Origin of the sequence: Pantoea sp. MHSD4 (genome assembly GCF_021043305.1) — a bacterium.
GTDB classification, from domain to species: domain Bacteria; phylum Pseudomonadota; class Gammaproteobacteria; order Enterobacterales; family Enterobacteriaceae; genus Pantoea; species Pantoea eucalypti.
On the sequence record NZ_JAJNDH010000001.1, the window covers coordinates 1,109,307 to 1,125,037 of the forward strand.

A 15,731-nucleotide genomic window follows, 5' to 3' on the forward strand; every position below is an offset into this window, starting at 1 on the left:
AAGCGTAGTCATGAAATCAGAAAACTGTGCCGGAGCCTCCGATTATTTTTCTGCACGGGAAGGGGATATTTAAAACGAAGCGTGGCGGGTTTTGGTTATTATTACAGCGAATAAAGCGCATCGGCAGAAAATAAAAAAAGGCGGTTATCCGCCGCGTACTGAACCCCGCCAGACGACATCCACCGGGTATATTCTGCGCTCCTGCTGCTGTTCATTCTTCGGCATCAGTGTCTCCGGTTGCGCTTCCGTCTCCACCAGCCAGGCAATCGCATCGCGGGCGAACTGCTCCACCGGCTGCGCGAAGGTGGTGAGGTTGTAAGAGGACCAGCCAGACTGCGGAATATTGTCGTGCCCCATGATGCAGAGATCCTCCGGAATACGCAGCGCAAAGCGGTGACGCGCTTCATCCATAAAGCCACAGGCGAGCAGGTCGGTGGCGCAGTAAACCGCGTCAGGGCGAACTTTTCGGGTCAGCAGACGCTGAGCCAGAATCTGTCCGCTTTCATAGGAGGTGGAGCCGAACCGCTCGACCTGAACCGCGACGCCCGCTTTCTGCGCCGCGGCCAGAAAATCGGCTTCGCGCTTCAGCAGGCTGGGTGTTCCCGCCAGCGAATTCACGAAAGCGATGCGGTTGCAGCCCGCCCGCACAAATGCGTTGACCGCCATTTCCGCTGCCGGGCCGGAGTCGAGATTAATATTGAGCGTACCGGGCAAAGACTCATCGCGATTAATCAGCACCAGGTGCTGGCCATGTTTGTAGCAGAGGCGGGTAATGCCGCTGTCAGGCATACCTGAAAGAATAATGGAGGCGTCGGCGCGAAAATTAATCGCCTGTTGCAGCGCGGCGGAAACGCGCGCATCCGAGCGGTCGGTGTTAATCAGCATCGCCACTTTTCCCGCTTCCTGCAGGTACTGGGTCATCCAGCGCACCAGGCTGGCACGGTAGGGCGTATCCACTTCGGAGGCAATTAAACAGACAATGCCGCTGCGGTTGCGAACCAGACCCCGTGCCAGATGGTTGACGTGATAGCCCAGCTCTTCTGCCGCTTTCATCACCCGCTGACGGGTGGCCTCCGACACGCTGGCACCTGGCGTAAAGGTGCGGGAGACCGCTGAACGGGAAACGCCCGCCCGGTCTGCGACATCCTGTGCGCTTACCACCGCTTTAAGCTGCTGCATCTTATTTCCCCGTCCCACCGTTGTCTGCACTGAGTCTGCCTGAAATTGCAAGGCTGTGCAAAACATGGCTGCACGTAAAGTGTTTCAAATTTGTGACAGCGCCTGACAATTGCGTAACAACCGAATTGACAGTGTCAACAGCTCGCCGTACTACTTTGCGCATACGTTTGCACACATGTGCAATAGCTGGCACACCTGCGTCATCCAGCCCCAGGAGAACATCATGCGTTATTCCTCTCTGCTCGCTGCTGTCATTGTCTGCCCTATGATGCCGTTTGCTGCCTCGGCGGCCGGCCTTAACATGATCTGCTCAGCGGATGTGGTGGTGTGTGAACAGATGACCACGCTGTTCAGCCAGAGCCATCCTGATATCAAACTCAGCATGGTGCGGCTCTCTGCCGGTGAAGCCTATGCCCGTATCCGCAGTGAAGCACGCAATCCCCGTACCGATATCTGGTGGGCCGGCACCGGGGATCCGCACATGCAGGCTGCCGAAGAGGGCTTAACCCAGGCCTATAAATCCCCTTTGCTCGATCAGCAACAACCCTGGTCACAAAAAGTGGCGGAAATCTCCGGTTATCGCACCGTGGGCGTCTACGCCGGTGCGCTGGGCTGGGGCTATAACACGAAGCTGCTGGCGGAGAAAAAGCTGAAGGTCCCGGCCTGCTGGGCTGACCTGCTCGACCCGGGTTTTAAAGGTGAGATTCAGATCGCCAATCCCAACTCCTCCGGCACGGCCTATAACACCCTGGCGACGCTGGTGCAGATTATGGGTGAAGACAAAGCCTTCGATTATCTGAAGAAGCTTAACGCCAACATCTCGCAATACACCAAGTCCGGCTCTGCGCCGGTCAAAGCCGCTGCGCGCGGTGAAACCACCCTCGGGATTGTCTTTATGCACGATGCCGTAGCGATGGAAGTGGATGGCTTCCCGATTAAGCCCGTCGCGCCCTGTGAAGGCACTGGCTATGAGATTGGTTCAATGTCGATCATCAAAGGAGCACGAAATCTGGCAAATGCCAAAGTCTGGTATGACTGGGCGCTGAGCGCTGAGGCGCAATCACACATGAAAGAGGCGAAATCGTTCCAGCTACCTTCCAACCGTCAGGCGGAGATCTCTGAATATGCGCCGCGTTTCGAGAACATCAAACTGATCGATTATGACTTCAAAACCTATGGCGATTCGGCAAAACGTAAAGCGCTGCTGGGCCGCTGGGATAAAGAGATTGGTGCCAGCGCGCAATAACAGTGGGGTTGTCCCGGCCGCCTGAGCCGGGCCGTTGCCAGACCGCGGTGGCGTAAGCCTGATGCCCGCTTCCTGATCGAGGTAATTTATGAATGCGCACAATCGTCGCTTAACCGCGGCGCTGCTGGCGGGCGCCGTCGCGCTGACGCTGCTGCCCTGGTACAGCCTGGAGCAGGGCTTCTTCAGCGGGGAGTGGCTGTTCAGCTTATGGACCGATGAGAACAGTGCACCGGCGCTGGGGCAGCTCGCGTTACGCAGCTGGCTGAGTATTGCTGTCGCGCTGTGGCTGCTCTCTGCGGCCAGCGTCTTTCTGCCGCCGGGCCGCACGCGTAGCACGCTCCTGCTGCTGTTCAGCGTCACGGGCATCCTGTTTCTGGTGCTGGAAGGGCATGCCATTGGTTTCAGTGGCTGGAACTGGCTGTGGCTGGAACATATCGCGGGTCCGCAGGCATTGGGCCAGCCAGCAATGGGCGCGGGCGCGTTGCTGCTGCTGACCGTGTTTTTGCTGATCTTCGCATTTGCCCTGGCGGAGCGGGGTGTGCTGAAAGGTGATGCCTTTGTCGTGGCGTCGATTGTACTGCTGGTGGCGCTGGTGACCACCTTTGTGCTCTATCCGGTGCTGAGCCTGTTTGTCGCCTCGGTGCAGGATATTGATGGCAGCTTCAAACCGGATGGGCTGATTGCCAATATGCAGGACCCTGCGATCTGGAGTCTCTCCTGTTTCACCGGTGGCACCTGCGGCACGGCCTGGCGCACGCTGGGACTGGCGCTGATGACCGCCAGCGGTTCGACGCTGCTGGGGCTGGCGTTTGCGCTGGCGGCTACGCGCACGTCGCTGCCGTGCAAGAAAGCGCTGCGGATGCTGACCATTCTGCCGATTATCACGCCACCGTTTGTTATCGGACTGGCGCTTATCCTGCTGTTTGGCCGCTCCGGTGTCGTAACAGAATCACTGGCAACGCTGTTCGGCATCGAACCGGGCCGCTGGCTCTATGGCCTGACCGGCATCTGGATTGCGCAGGTGCTGTCGTTTACCCCTATCGCTTTCCTGGTGCTGATTGGCGTGGTCGAGGGTGTCAGTCCGTCACTGGAAGAGGCCTCTCAGACGCTGCGCGCCAGTCGCTGGCGCACCTTCTCCCGCATCTCGCTGCCGCTGATGGCGCCCGGTCTGGCCAACGCCTTCCTGATCAGCTTTATCGAAAGCATGGCCGATTTCGGTAACCCGATGGTGCTGGGTGGCAGTCATGGCGTGCTCTCCACCGAAATCTTCTTCTCTGTGGTCGGCGCACAGAACGACCCGAGCCGCGCGGCGGTGCTGGCGATGATCCTGCTGGGCTTTACGCTGACTGCATTTCTGGTGCAGCGCGTCTGGCTCGCCGGAAAAAGCTTTGCCACCGTCACCGGCAAAGGCGACGGTGGCCGTCACGTGATGCTGCCGCGTCCGGTGCGCTACAGCGTCTATGGCATGGTCATCCCGTGGGGACTCTTCACGCTGGTGATCTACGGCATGATCATGATTGGCGGCTTTGTACAGTCGTGGGGGCTGAATAACAACCTGACGCTGGATCACTACATTCGCGCCTTCAGCGTCAGCGTCAATCAGGGGCAGCTGGTCTGGCGCGGCGTCGCCTGGAACTCCTTCTGGACCACGCTGGAGATTGCCCTGATCGCTGCGCCGCTCACGGCCATTGTGGGGCTGCTGACGGCCTGGCTGATTGTGCGGCAGAAGTTTGCCGGCCGTCAGACCTTTGAATTCATGCTGATGCTGAGCTTCGCCATTCCCGGCACGGTCATCGGCGTGAGTTATGTGATGGCGTATAACCTGCCGCCGCTGGAGATGACCGGTACCGCGATGATCCTGATCGCCTGCTTTGTCTTCCGTAATATGCCGGTCGGCGTGCGTGGCGGGATTGCGGCGATGAGCCAGCTGGATAAAAGCCTGGATGAAGCCTCATTAACCCTGGGTGCTAACAGTTTTCGGACGCTGCGCAAAGTGGTGCTGCCGCTGCTCAAACCGGCGATCAGCGCCGCGCTGGTCTATGCCTTTGTGCGGGCGATAACCTCGATCAGCGCGGTGATTTTCCTGGTCAGCGCCCAGTACAACATGGCGACCTCTTACATCGTCGGGCTGGTGGAGAACGGTGAGTATGGCGTCGCCATTGCCTACTCGTCGGTATTGATTGTCGTGATGCTGCTAATCATAGGCCTGTTCCAGCTGCTGGTGGGCGAACGTCGCCTGCGCCGTACAACCCAACCGGCGGTGATGGTTGCCGCACCTTCTGCCTCCACACTGACTCAGGAGAGAGCCCTATGACGACCATTAACGCCGGATCGGTGGTGTTTGAACATGTCGCGAAGCGTTTTGCTGGTTTTACCGCCGTGCCGGATCTGTCGCTCACCGTAGAGCCAGGCACGCTGGTGACGCTGCTCGGGCCGTCCGGCTGCGGCAAGACTACCACGCTGCGGCTGCTGGCCGGGCTGGAGCATCCCACCTCGGGAAGGATTCTGATTGGCGGCAAAGAGGTAACGCATCTGCCCGCCAACGAACGGGATGTGGCGATGGTGTTTCAGTCATACGCGCTGTTTCCTCACATGAACGCTATCGACAACATTCTGTACGGGCTGCTCTCCTCGGGCATGAACAAACGCGAAGCGCAGGACAGAGCGCGTGAGGGGCTGAAGCTGGTGGGGTTAGAGAGTCAGGGAGAGCGGTTGCCGTCTGAACTTTCTGGCGGACAGCAGCAGCGTATTGCGGTAGCGCGTGCGCTGGTGCTGGAACCGCAGGTGCTGCTGCTCGATGAGCCGTTGTCGAACCTTGATGAGCGTCTGCGCCGTCGGGTGCGCACCGATATCCGTGATTTGCAGCAGCGGCTCGGATTTACGGCGGTCTATGTCACCCATGATCAGGAAGAAGCGCTGGCGGTCTCCGATAAGATTATTGTCATGAAAGAGGGGGATATTGCCCAGCAGGGCGCGCCGGAGACGCTTTATCATTCGCCCAACTCGGTCTTTATTGCGGACTTTATGGGGGAAGCCAATATTCTGCCCTGTGAAGTGGAGCAGGCGGATGCAGATGACGCACTGGTTCGTCTGGGTAACCAGCGCTTTCGGGTGCGGGGTGCGGGCGCTAAAACCGGCAGTGCCCAGCTGGCGGTGAGACCCCAGTTTATTACGTTGTCTGGCGATGGCCAGGGCGCGTTGCAGGGTGAAGTGATCCACAGCACCTGGCTGGGTGACCATATTGAATATGAAGTCGCGACCGAGCTGGGCGCGTTGTTCATTATCGACCCGCAGATGGAACAGCGTCTGCCACTCGCCACCCTGGTAGGCGTCAACTTTAAGCCGCAGGGCCTTGCCCTGATTGCCCGTTAATCTGATTAACCCGAGGAGATAGCATGGCATCGCATGATGAAATAATGGCGCGACTGGCTTTAGCGGAGGCCGTGGCCCGCGAAGGTGGCGCGACCGCGCTAGCCTGGTTTAACCGTCGCGACACGCTGGTGGTAGAGACCAAGTACGATTTGCAGGATGTGGTGTCAATTGCCGACCGTGAAGTAGAGCAGTTGATCGCCAGCCGCATAAAGGATGCGTTTCCCGATGATGGCTTTCTGGGTGAGGAGTCGGGGCTGCAGGCGGGACACTCTGACTACACCTGGGTGGTTGATCCGATCGATGGCACCAGCCCGTTTCTCAATGGGATGCCGAGCTGGTGCGTTTCGGTGGCAGTGCTGCGTGGCGATGTGCCGGTTATCGGTGTGATTTTCGCACCCACTTATGAGGAGTGCTATGTGGCGGCACTGGGGCAGGGCGCGACGCTGAACGGTCGTCGTCTGCAGGTTGATCCCACCCGCACACTGCAAAACCATGTCACCGGCTTTGGCGCTAACAGTTATGTCAGTCCGCAGCAGGTTGGCGAAATTGTTGCAGCGCTGCTGTCGGCCGGGGGTAACTTTATCCGCATTGGTTCGGGCGCGCTGATGCTGGCGTGGGTCGCCGCCGGTCGGGTTGTGGGTTATTACGAACCCTATATGCACGCCTGGGATTGCCTGGCGGGTTACTGTCTGGTGAAAGAGGCGGGCGGCTGGTACCACCCGTTCAATACCGAAGGCGACCGCATCATCAAAGGGGCGCAGGTTCTGGCCGTTGCTCCCGGCGCCGAAGCAGACCTTAAGCGTATTGCGGGTTTGTGACCCTGTCACGCTGACTGCTTTAATGGCGGTCAGCGTGAGTCTGTTACCCTGAGCGTTTTCGTCAGATAGTGACGCTGCATGCCGGTTTCTGGAAAGTCGGGCAGGGACATCTGCTGCTGATACCCCTGCTTCTGATAAAACGGCAGAGCCTGAAAGCTGAAGGTATCCACCAGCGCAAAGAGACATCCCCTCTTAGCCGCCTCCTGTTCCGCGGCTTCCATCAGCGCGTGACCCAGACCACTGCCACGCACAGTTTCGTCCACCCAGAGAAAATCAATGCAGAGCCAGTTGCCTTTGCGCGAGGCGATGACTCCACCGCGCAACACGCCTTCTGCATCTTTATGATAAACCGACAGCGGGCCCCAGTTCTCGCGGCTGATAAACTGCCGGTTGTAAGCGCCTAATCCTGCCAGCAACGCGTCCCGATCATTATCGTTTTCCTGATGGGTAAGGGTAAATGTGCGCATTCTGTTCCTCTTCTATTTGCGTGTTTTTATCCCCTGCAGGGGATATACGGGCGATTATCCTCTATGGGGTATAAATGACTGATTATCCCTTTGCGGGTATAATCTCTTTTTATCCCCTATAAAGGATAATGCATCTGCGTTATGCTGACAGCCTGTGATCCTTAAGGAGTCACCCCATGATATACAGCCCGATACAGCTGGCAAACCAGCTCAAGTTTATCCGCCAGCGCAATGGCTGGACGCAGAGTGAGCTGGCAAAAAAGGTCGGCCTGAAACAGGCTACCATTTCTCATTTTGAAAATGCGCCTGACAGCACCTCACTGGCCACGCTGTTTAAGCTGTTACAGGCGCTGGAAGTGAGTCTGGCCGTTCAGGAAAAAGAGGCGGTCACGGCGACTCATTTGCATGATGAGGATGAGTGGTAATGCAAAGGCTGATTGCGTGGATGAACGGCGAACGGGTGGGTGTACTGACACGGCAGCGAAACGGCACCCATGCGTTTCAGTATGATACCGGCTGGCTGAGTAATCCGCTCTCCCGGCCGCTGTCACTCTCAATGCCATTGCAGGTTAAGGCGATCACATCACACGCTGTGATTAACTTCTTCGATAACCTGCTGCCGGACAGCCCACTGATTCGTGAGAGAATCGCAGCACGTTACCAGACTCAATCCTGTGAGCCCTTTGATTTACTGCAGGAGGTGGGACGTGACACCGTCGGAGCAATCATGCTGTTGCCGCCCGACAGGCCATTGCCTGCCGTGCAGGCTCGTTATGAGGTGCTGGATGAAGCCCGGCTCGAAAGCGTACTGTCGGCCAGGTACGATATTCCGCTGGGAATGTTGCATGAGGAGCCCGATTTCCGCCTCTCAGTTGCGGGTGCACAGGAGAAAACCGCGCTGCTGCTGACGCAGGAAGGCTGGAGCATTCCTGCCGGTGGCACGTCTGCCTCACACATCATTAAGCTGCCAGTCGGTGAGATTAAACAGCCGACCGCTACGCTGGATATGCGTGAAAGCGTAGAGAATGAGTATCTTTGTCTGACGCTGGCCCGCGCACTCGGTATCAATGTGCCGCAGGCGACCATTATCCGGGCCGGAAAGATGCGCGCCCTCGCCGTTGAACGCTTTGATCGCCGCTGGTCACGTGACAAAACCCGGCTGATTCGCCTGCCACAGGAGGATTTCTGTCAGGCGCTGGGACTGACCTCGTCAACCCAATATGAATCGGATGGCGGGCCGGGCATCGCAGAGATCATGCAGATACTGATGGGATCACGTCACGCCATTGAAGATCGCTATCGCTTTATGATGTTCCAGGTATTTCAGTGGCTGATTGGTGCCACCGACGGTCACGCCAGGAATTTCTCACTGTTTATTGAGCGCGGCGGCAGTTACCGTCTGACCCCTTTTTATGATGTGATCTCCGCGTACCCGGTGCAGTCGGGTTCCGGCATGAACACGCAAGCGCTGACACTGGCGATGGGGCTGGGCGCCACTCAGGAGAAGAGGACGGAGATCGACAAAATTTACCCGCGCCATTTTATCGCCACGGCGAAGCAGGTGAGTTTCGATCGTGACAGCCTGCAGCAGATCTTTGACTTCTTTATTAAAGCGCTTCCCCAGGCAATCGTTTTGGTGCGTGATGCGTTGCCGCCCGACTTTCCTCAGCATATCGCCGACGCCATTTTCAGCCATGCATTGATTATGCTGGAGCGGTTACGGCATGGAGAGTGAGGGCACGGAGCTGGCACTATGCTGAAAAGCCAGTCTGCCCATGTCTCGTTAAAAGCGGGTCAGCTATGCTTATCTGACAGGCATAACAAAGGAGTATGGGTATGAAGTGTCCGGGATGTGAAGGAGAGGCGTTTGTTTACGCCACGCGTGATGTCAGTCTCAATACCGGTAATCCGGATGATGTTGTGCACGATGTGAAGGGCGATCACTGCATCCGTTGCGGGGCTGTGATCATGAATGCCGGCACGGCAGAGCAGTATCCCGAAAAGGCTGAAGCGCTGGAGAATGCCGGCGTTCCCATCAAATAATATCAGGAGCCCGCGTAAAGCGGGCTCTGCTTATCGCTTTATGTACTCTTCTGATCGGCTCACTCTTATTGGGTCCTGCGTCGCTGACCATTTTGTCGCCGGTCCCGGCGAACAATGTTTCCTGCGACGAATCACCCATAAAAAAGCCTGCACAAGGCAGGCAAATCGTTATAAGGGAATGTCCATCTTTTGATAACTCGCAACGAGTAAGTTGTGTGATGGTGGCACCCTACAGGAGAAACATTAGGTTTACCCTGGGAACGGGAACCTGACTCTGTCAATGCGGACACTGGAGTGCGTTATGGATGCCAATCGCTATGCCCTGGAAGTCATTGCTTCACCGCCGGTGTTTCCCGGTGTCGCCAGTCCTGTGTTGTCTGATGAAACGCTGCATCGTCGTCTGGCCGCTATTATTCAGCGCATGCAGGAGCAGAAGATTGCACAGCTGATTATCTATGCCGACAAAGAGCACGGCAGCAATTTTGAGTATCTGGCGGGATTCATTCCTCGCTTCGAGGAGGCGCTGCTTGTGGTGAATCAGCAGGGCGCTCTCACTTATATCATGGGTAATGAGAATCTAAAGCTGGTGCCTTTTGCCCGCAATCCGGGGCGCTGTCTGCATGCGCCGCTCTTTTCGTTGCCTAATCAGCCGATGCGCGGTGAGCAGCCACTGGATCAGCTGTTAAACGAGGCCGGGATTGTCGCGGGAGGACGCACCGGGCTGGTGGGCTGGAAGTTGTTTACCGGCAGGCAGCTAGGAATGTGCGATCTGCCGCAGTTCGTTTACGCTGCAGCGGCGCAGGCGGCGGGCAGTGATGCGCTGCTGGTTAACGCGACCGGGCTGTTTATTTCGCCGGATAACGGTGCGCGCTGCGTGAATTGCGCCGATGAAGTGGCGTTTTATGAGGCTGGGGCAAATCTTGCGTCAACCGCCATGCTGGCTGCGCTGGATAGCGTAGAGCCAGGCAACACGGAGAAGGCGTTAGGCGCACAGCTTAACGCAGAAGGTCAGCCTAATACGGTGGTGACGATTGCGGCAACCGGCGATCGTTTTGCGCATGCCCGGCTATATCCATCGGATAAACAGTTAGTCACTGGCGATAAGCTTTCTCTTACTACCGGCTATAAAGGCGGGCTGACAAGTCGTTCCGCTTATGTAGTCAGTGAGGCTTCTGAGTTACAGTGTAACGTTTCGGACTGGTTAACCCGTCTGGCGATCCCCTATTATCATGCGGTGGTCAGCTGGCTGGAACATCTGCACATCGGTATGACCGGCGGCGAACTCTATTCACTTATTGAGAGCGTGTTGCCCAAAGCAGAGTATGGCTGGCATCTGAATCCGGGGCATCTCGTGGCTGACGAAGAGTGGTTAAGCTCACCTGTCTATCCCGACTCTGCCGTGACACTAAAGAGCGGTATGCTGCTGCAGATTGATATCATCCCGTCGGTGCCGGGTTACGGAGGCTGCAGTATTGAGGATACGGTCGGGCTGGCAGATGCGGCATTGCGTGATGAGCTGGCGCGCGCTTATCCGGATGTCTGGCAGCGTATGACGCAGCGCAAAACCTACCTGGCGGAGGTGCTGAGGATCCGGTTGCCGGAGGAGGTGATTTTGCTCTCAAATACGGTAGGGTATTTACGCCCTTTTTTACTGGATAAGGGCCGCGCGCTGGTGCGTCAGTAGACGATTACCCGGCCTGAGGAGGCCGGTAATAATTTGTAAAATTTAACTGAGAGTAAAACAGAGGCGCATCTGTCAGGATACGCGCCTCAGAAAGTTCCTGGTTGCTCTCATTCGATGAAATGGTTTACCAAAAACGCGGTTTTGTTTGCCTGCAAAACCTCTCTTGCCGCGTTTATCGCACTCTCTGTCGCACTCTTTCTTAACTTCGAAAAACCCGCCTGGGCGCTGACCACCGTTTTTGTCACGTCACAGCTTTATGCGGCATCGACCGTCTCGAAATCACTGTTTCGTCTGATGGGCACGCTGCTGGGCGGCATCTTCATTCTGCTGATCTATCCTGAAACCGTGCAGTCACCCGTATTGTTCAGTCTTTGTGTGTCACTGTGGGTAACGGTTTGCCTTTATCTTTCTCTGCATGACCGCACGCCGAAGAGTTATGTCTTTATGCTGGCGGGTTACAGTGCGGCGATAATGGGCTTTCCTGATGTGGATACGCCGTCGGCGATTATTAATACCGTCATTTCACGTATTGAGGAGATTACGCTGGGTATCCTCTGCAGTACGCTGGTTCACCGGCTGGTATTTCCGGTTTCGATGCACCATCTGCTGGGGCAGAGCGTTAATCACTGGTTTCTCAACGCGCGCAAACTCTGTGATGAACTGATCAGCGGGATGGCGAAGAACAAATCGCTGGAGCGGGAAGATATCCTGATTCAGATGGCGGGCTATCCGCTGAATGTTGAAACATTGCTGACACACTGTGTTTATGAGGGCGAAGCGGCGCGTAATGTCATCCGTCTGGTCAGCGTGCAGTATCAGCATCTGAGCTATCTGCTGCCGACGCTGACTGCGATTGAGTCACGGCTGGGCGTACTGGCCGAACTGAACATTCGTTTTCCGCCGTGCGTCACCGACGTGTTTCAGGAATTTCTGTTGTGGCTGCATCATGACCGTATTAACGATATTGCCGGACTGCGTGAGGCAATTGCCGTCAGTCAGGCGACACTGGAAGAGGAATGGCGGGCAGGGCGTCTGCCAACCGAAGAGAGTCTGCTGCTGATTGGTCTGCTGGAGCGGCTGGCTAACTTTGTACGTATTGCCGATGCCTATGAAAATGTCAGCGCGCGAGCCGGGGATCTCTACAGCCACGGGGATGGGGCGGCGATCCGCAATATCCGGGAACATCGTCATATTGATAAAGGCCTGCTGCGGTTGTCCGCGCTGACCGCTTTTCTGGCCACCTTTCTCTCCAGCCTGTTCTGGATTGGCAGCGGCTGGGCCGATGGGGCGAATGCGCCTTTGATGGCGGCGATTATCAGCTCTTTTTTCGCGGGTGTTGATTCCCCGGTGACGCCGATGAAGCTCTTCGTGAAAGGGGTGGTGATTGCACTGGTGGTCAGCCTGTTTTATATCGCGTTCCTGATTCCACAGGCCAATACCTTACAGGCGTTGATGATCTGTCTGCTGCCTGGCCTGATGCTGCTAAGTCTGGTGATCGCTAATCCGGCAACCAATATGGTGGGGCTGAGTGTCGCTATTCAGATCCCCGGCTTTATCGGCTTAAGCCATCACTATGTGCCAAACCTGATCGTCACGCTGAACGCGGCCATCTCCTCAATGGTGGGGATTATGTTTGCTGTGGTGCTGACGGCGTTGATTCGCAATAAGCGGCCCTCCTGGATTGCCAGAAGAGCGGTGCAACGGGGACTGCGCGACCTGTTAGGATTTATCAAAATGGTGGAACGTAATTCCGCCACGCTGCTGTCACGGCAACAATTTATTGCCCGAATGCTCGACAGGGTGAACATTATTTTGCCGCGTAAGCGTCTCGATCCTGTGCCGGATATCGTGGTGGGTGGGTATCTGATTACCGAAACCTGGCTGGGTGCTAACTGTTATGACTTTTACGCACGATACAGGGAAGTGCTGGAGAGCCATCGGATTGATAGCGGTCAGATGTTTCACGAGCTGGCGCTTTATCTGAAACGCAAAATGAAGTCACTGCAATTAGCGCCGCATCAGGATCTGCTGGATGAACTGGATCTGTTACTGTTGCGGATAGAGAAAATTGCCCGCGAGGAGAGTGCAGCTGTCGCGCCATTAATCCATCTTTTTAATATTCGGGTATCACTTTTTCCCCATCAGCGTTGGCCGGAGTAACAGGGGCTGGCTGGTGGTGTTTCGAACCGGGATTGAAGTGTAGTAAAGAGAATACCTTTTAGTTACATCATACATTAGATCTTAATTTAAAAAAGATGTCAGACAGGGTGCCTGTTTGTCATGTCTTACAGTAAAACGAGCCGGGATGATAGGAAAACGCTGGGGTGTATTGCTGAGTAAAGCGGACATTATACCCATTTAAAATCAGCGTGTTGCATACTTTTTCATGCCCGCCTGACACTGTTGCCGTCATTTGAGGATTCGTCAAATTCGCATCACGCAGCGGCTGAAACCCGCAATAAGAGCAGGGTGCGCCTGGCGCATTACAGGCTGAGAGAATTAGCTGTTTACCTGTGGCTGTAACTGATAAATCCACGCAGTGTAATACTGGTTATCCCCGGCAGTTACGCGAACTTCGACGCGATCATAGCCATCTTCAAACGCATCCAGCATTGCCCAGTGCACATCCAGCTGCTCAGAGATAAACAAGTATCCTGGTACAGCGGGGCCATGTTCATCCAGAACAATGCCAGGAAAATCAGCCGCTGCACCCCAGCCACGCTCATAGAAGGTGCCGTTTACCGAGCCGGCCAGCCATTCGCCGCCAATGTTTTCAAGAATATGGGCATTCTCGCGGCCCGGACAGAGCGTGCCATAGACAAATAAGCGTTCCATTTTTCCTCGTTTTCCAGACTCAAAGCCGGTTACTTTAACGCGTTGTGATAAATTCTGCAGCCCTGACGTCACGCCAGTTATTCAGAATTGACGTAGCAGCGCCTGCGGAGCACAAAAATTCTACAGCTGGTGCCCGCATCCCGGTCCTGGAGCACACATTTAAAACAGGAAAGCCGTCGTTAACAGCCTGAAGGCTGTATTAGCAAATTACAGCTTTTAAGCTGTTATATTGCTTTAACAGCTTTTAGAGTGTATTTTGATTAAACAGCGTACAGGCTGTATCACCTGTTAAAGCGGTCAGCGCACGATGAAAAATGTCTATCCGATAAAAACACTCAGCCAGTTGCGTCCTTTGCTTATTGGTTTTCGCAAAGCAAATGGACTGACGCAAAAAGATCTGTCTGAACGATTAGGCGTCACTCAGCAGACTTATGCGCGTCTGGAAGCCAACCCGGCCAGAGCCAGCATTGAACGCCTCTTCAAAATCTTCACACTGCTGGGCGTGGAGATGACTCTCTCTTCGGGAATAAGCTCATCCGCAGGAAAGCAGACAGAAGAAAAGGGGACGTTAGAAAATTCACCTGCGAGACGGGAGAAATGGTGACGCTATGAGCCGGAGACAGCAGCGTTTAGTGATATGGATGAACGGTATTCAGGTTGGATTCTGGAACAAAAGCAAAGGAGAAGACACGCTGCAATATCTTCCTGAATGGAGTGCCGACGCGCAAGGAAGACCGTTATCGCTCTCTTTGCCTTTTACCCCCGGCGATCAAGTCTGGCGCGGAAATGTGGTACGTGACTACTTTGATAATTTATTACCGGATAGTGAAGGGATTCGCAGGCGTCTGGCAATGCGGTATCAGGCAGAAAGTCTCGACCCTTTTGACCTGTTGACCGAGCTGGGAAAAGATTGCGTAGGCGCGATACAGTTACTGAAAGAGGGCGATGAACCCACGGATTTATATTGCGTAAAATATCGGCCGCTCTCTGAATCAGAGATCGCAATGACATTGCGAAATACCACGGCGGCATCATTACCCGGCAGACAGAGTGATACAGGCGACTTACGGCTATCCATTGCCGGTGCGCAGGAAAAAACAGCGTTATTATGGCATGACGATCGGTGGTGCAAGCCTGAAGGGAATACGCCAACGACGCATATTTTCAAGTTGCCGCTTGGCCTGGTCGGCAATATGAAAGCTGATATGAGTACATCCGTGGAAAACGAATGGCTCTGTTCGCTGCTACTTGAACAATTCGGCATCCCGGTCGCAAGAACAGAAATCGCTCAATTCGAAGATCAGAAAGTCCTGGTGGTTGAACGTTTTGACCGCAAATGGTCAGGTGATCAGCGGTGGATCATTCGTTTACCTCAGGAAGATATGTGTCAGGCTGCGGGGATGTCACCATTACGCAAATATCAGGCCGACGGCGGGCCAGGTATCTCTGAAATTATGGAGATTCTGAGTCATTCAGATCACGCAGAACAGGACAGATTGCATTTCTTTAAAGCACAGATAATTTTCTGGGTACTGGCGGCCACAGATGGCCATGCTAAAAATTTCAGTATTGCGATAGGGCCTCAGGGGCATTATTGCCTTACGCCACTTTATGATGTTTTATCGGCATGGCCGGTCATCGGAAATGGCAATAATCAGATAGCCTGGCAAAAATGCAAACTGGCGATGGCCGCTCGCGGCAGCAGCAACTATTACAAACTCTACAGAATACAAAGACGGCACTGGATTAACCACGGTGAGCAGACCGGCCTGAGTAAAAAGCAGGTTGAGATGATGATGGATGAAATAATTTCTGACGCACCGGACGTCATCGAGCGTGTTCGCGCGCAACTGCCAGATCAGTTCCCGTCAGAACTGGCAGAACGCATGTTTGATGGCATAACGCAGCAATGCAGGCGTCTGGCCGGAAATTAGCGCCGATTAAAATTTCCCACTGAACACAGTGTCAGAAGAGAACAGGCTGAGAGGTGCAACACGGCAACGCAGATGTTTATCGATTACAGCCTGAATGATGAAAAGACGGAGAGATTCATTGTCAGACAGAATCATCAGGCATCCGCAGAGATT

The 15,731-nt window shown here is 55.2% G+C and carries 14 protein-coding genes; 11 read left to right on the forward strand and 3 right to left on the reverse strand.

All coding sequences use genetic code 11. The annotated features are described in order from the left end of the window. Positions 1 to 144 precede the first annotated feature (144 nt). Entirely contained in the window at positions 145 to 1,179 is a 1,035-nt protein-coding gene (locus LQK91_RS05105) for a LacI family DNA-binding transcriptional regulator (protein WP_003853628.1), read from the reverse strand. Between the two features lie 223 nt (positions 1,180 to 1,402). On the opposite strand from LQK91_RS05105, the gene LQK91_RS05110 reads away from it, so the two are divergent. From LQK91_RS05110 to LQK91_RS05125, 4 genes are all read left to right on the forward strand, one after another. Then, positions 1,403 to 2,425 (forward strand): ABC transporter substrate-binding protein, encoded by a 1,023-nt coding sequence (locus tag LQK91_RS05110; RefSeq protein WP_008925204.1) that lies wholly within the window; start codon positions 1,403 to 1,405, stop codon positions 2,423 to 2,425. Positions 2,426 to 2,513: 88 nt separating this feature from the next. Beyond that, on the forward strand, positions 2,514 to 4,739 hold the full coding sequence (locus LQK91_RS05115; RefSeq protein ID WP_105099175.1) for an ABC transporter permease: 2,226 nt from the start codon (positions 2,514 to 2,516) through the stop codon (positions 4,737 to 4,739). Then, positions 4,736 to 5,797 carry an ABC transporter ATP-binding protein gene (locus LQK91_RS05120; protein ID WP_003853623.1) on the forward strand — a complete coding sequence of 354 codons (1,062 nt, stop codon included), beginning with the start codon at positions 4,736 to 4,738 and terminating at the stop codon, positions 5,795 to 5,797. The genes LQK91_RS05115 and LQK91_RS05120 overlap by 4 nt, the downstream gene beginning before the upstream one ends. Before the next feature lie 23 nt (positions 5,798 to 5,820). Next, positions 5,821 to 6,615, forward strand: a complete 795-nt coding sequence (locus LQK91_RS05125; RefSeq protein WP_105099176.1) for an inositol monophosphatase family protein — start codon at positions 5,821 to 5,823, stop codon at positions 6,613 to 6,615. A 29-nt stretch (positions 6,616 to 6,644) separates the two neighbouring features. Here the strand turns inward: LQK91_RS05125 and LQK91_RS05130 are convergent, their stop codons facing one another. Further along, positions 6,645 to 7,082, reverse strand: a complete 438-nt coding sequence (locus LQK91_RS05130) for a GNAT family N-acetyltransferase (RefSeq protein ID WP_105099177.1) — start codon at positions 7,080 to 7,082, stop codon at positions 6,645 to 6,647. Positions 7,083 to 7,258: 176 nt separating this feature from the next. Between LQK91_RS05130 and hipB the strand changes: the two genes are divergently transcribed. The 5 genes from hipB to LQK91_RS05155 all read left to right on the forward strand — a co-directional run bounded on the left by hipB (position 7,259) and on the right by LQK91_RS05155 (position 12,969). Next, positions 7,259 to 7,507 carry a type II toxin-antitoxin system antitoxin HipB gene (gene hipB, locus LQK91_RS05135; protein WP_003853619.1) on the forward strand — a complete coding sequence of 83 codons (249 nt, stop codon included), beginning with the start codon at positions 7,259 to 7,261 and terminating at the stop codon, positions 7,505 to 7,507. Then, positions 7,507 to 8,817 (forward strand): type II toxin-antitoxin system HipA family toxin, encoded by a 1,311-nt coding sequence (locus LQK91_RS05140; RefSeq protein ID WP_105099178.1) that lies wholly within the window; start codon positions 7,507 to 7,509, stop codon positions 8,815 to 8,817. Before hipB ends, LQK91_RS05140 begins: the two co-directional genes overlap by 1 nt. Before the next feature lie 101 nt (positions 8,818 to 8,918). Continuing rightward, positions 8,919 to 9,125, forward strand: coding sequence for a type II toxin-antitoxin system MqsA family antitoxin (locus tag LQK91_RS05145; protein ID WP_003853616.1), 207 nt, complete (start codon positions 8,919 to 8,921; stop codon positions 9,123 to 9,125). Positions 9,126 to 9,426: 301 nt separating this feature from the next. Then, complete coding sequence (locus tag LQK91_RS05150) at positions 9,427 to 10,809, forward strand: M24 family metallopeptidase (RefSeq protein ID WP_105099179.1); 1,383 nt, start codon at positions 9,427 to 9,429, stop codon at positions 10,807 to 10,809. Positions 10,810 to 10,923: 114 nt separating this feature from the next. Next, positions 10,924 to 12,969 (forward strand): FUSC family protein, encoded by a 2,046-nt coding sequence (locus LQK91_RS05155; RefSeq protein WP_105099180.1) that lies wholly within the window; start codon positions 10,924 to 10,926, stop codon positions 12,967 to 12,969. Positions 12,970 to 13,308: 339 nt separating this feature from the next. Here the strand turns inward: LQK91_RS05155 and LQK91_RS05160 are convergent, their stop codons facing one another. Then, entirely contained in the window at positions 13,309 to 13,644 is a 336-nt protein-coding gene (locus LQK91_RS05160) for a gamma-glutamylcyclotransferase family protein (RefSeq protein ID WP_105099181.1), read from the reverse strand. A 307-nt stretch (positions 13,645 to 13,951) separates the two neighbouring features. Between LQK91_RS05160 and LQK91_RS05165 the strand changes: the two genes are divergently transcribed. Both LQK91_RS05165 and LQK91_RS05170 read left to right on the forward strand, forming a co-directional pair. After that, the gene (locus LQK91_RS05165) at positions 13,952 to 14,248 is read left to right on the forward strand and encodes a helix-turn-helix transcriptional regulator (RefSeq protein WP_008925195.1); all 297 of its coding nucleotides are present in this window, start codon (positions 13,952 to 13,954) and stop codon (positions 14,246 to 14,248) included. 4 nt (positions 14,249 to 14,252) lie between these two features. Next, positions 14,253 to 15,578: a type II toxin-antitoxin system HipA family toxin gene (locus tag LQK91_RS05170; protein WP_105099182.1), complete on the forward strand. Its 1,326-nt coding sequence runs from the start codon at positions 14,253 to 14,255 to the stop codon at positions 15,576 to 15,578. Positions 15,579 to 15,731: the final 153 nt, after the last annotated feature.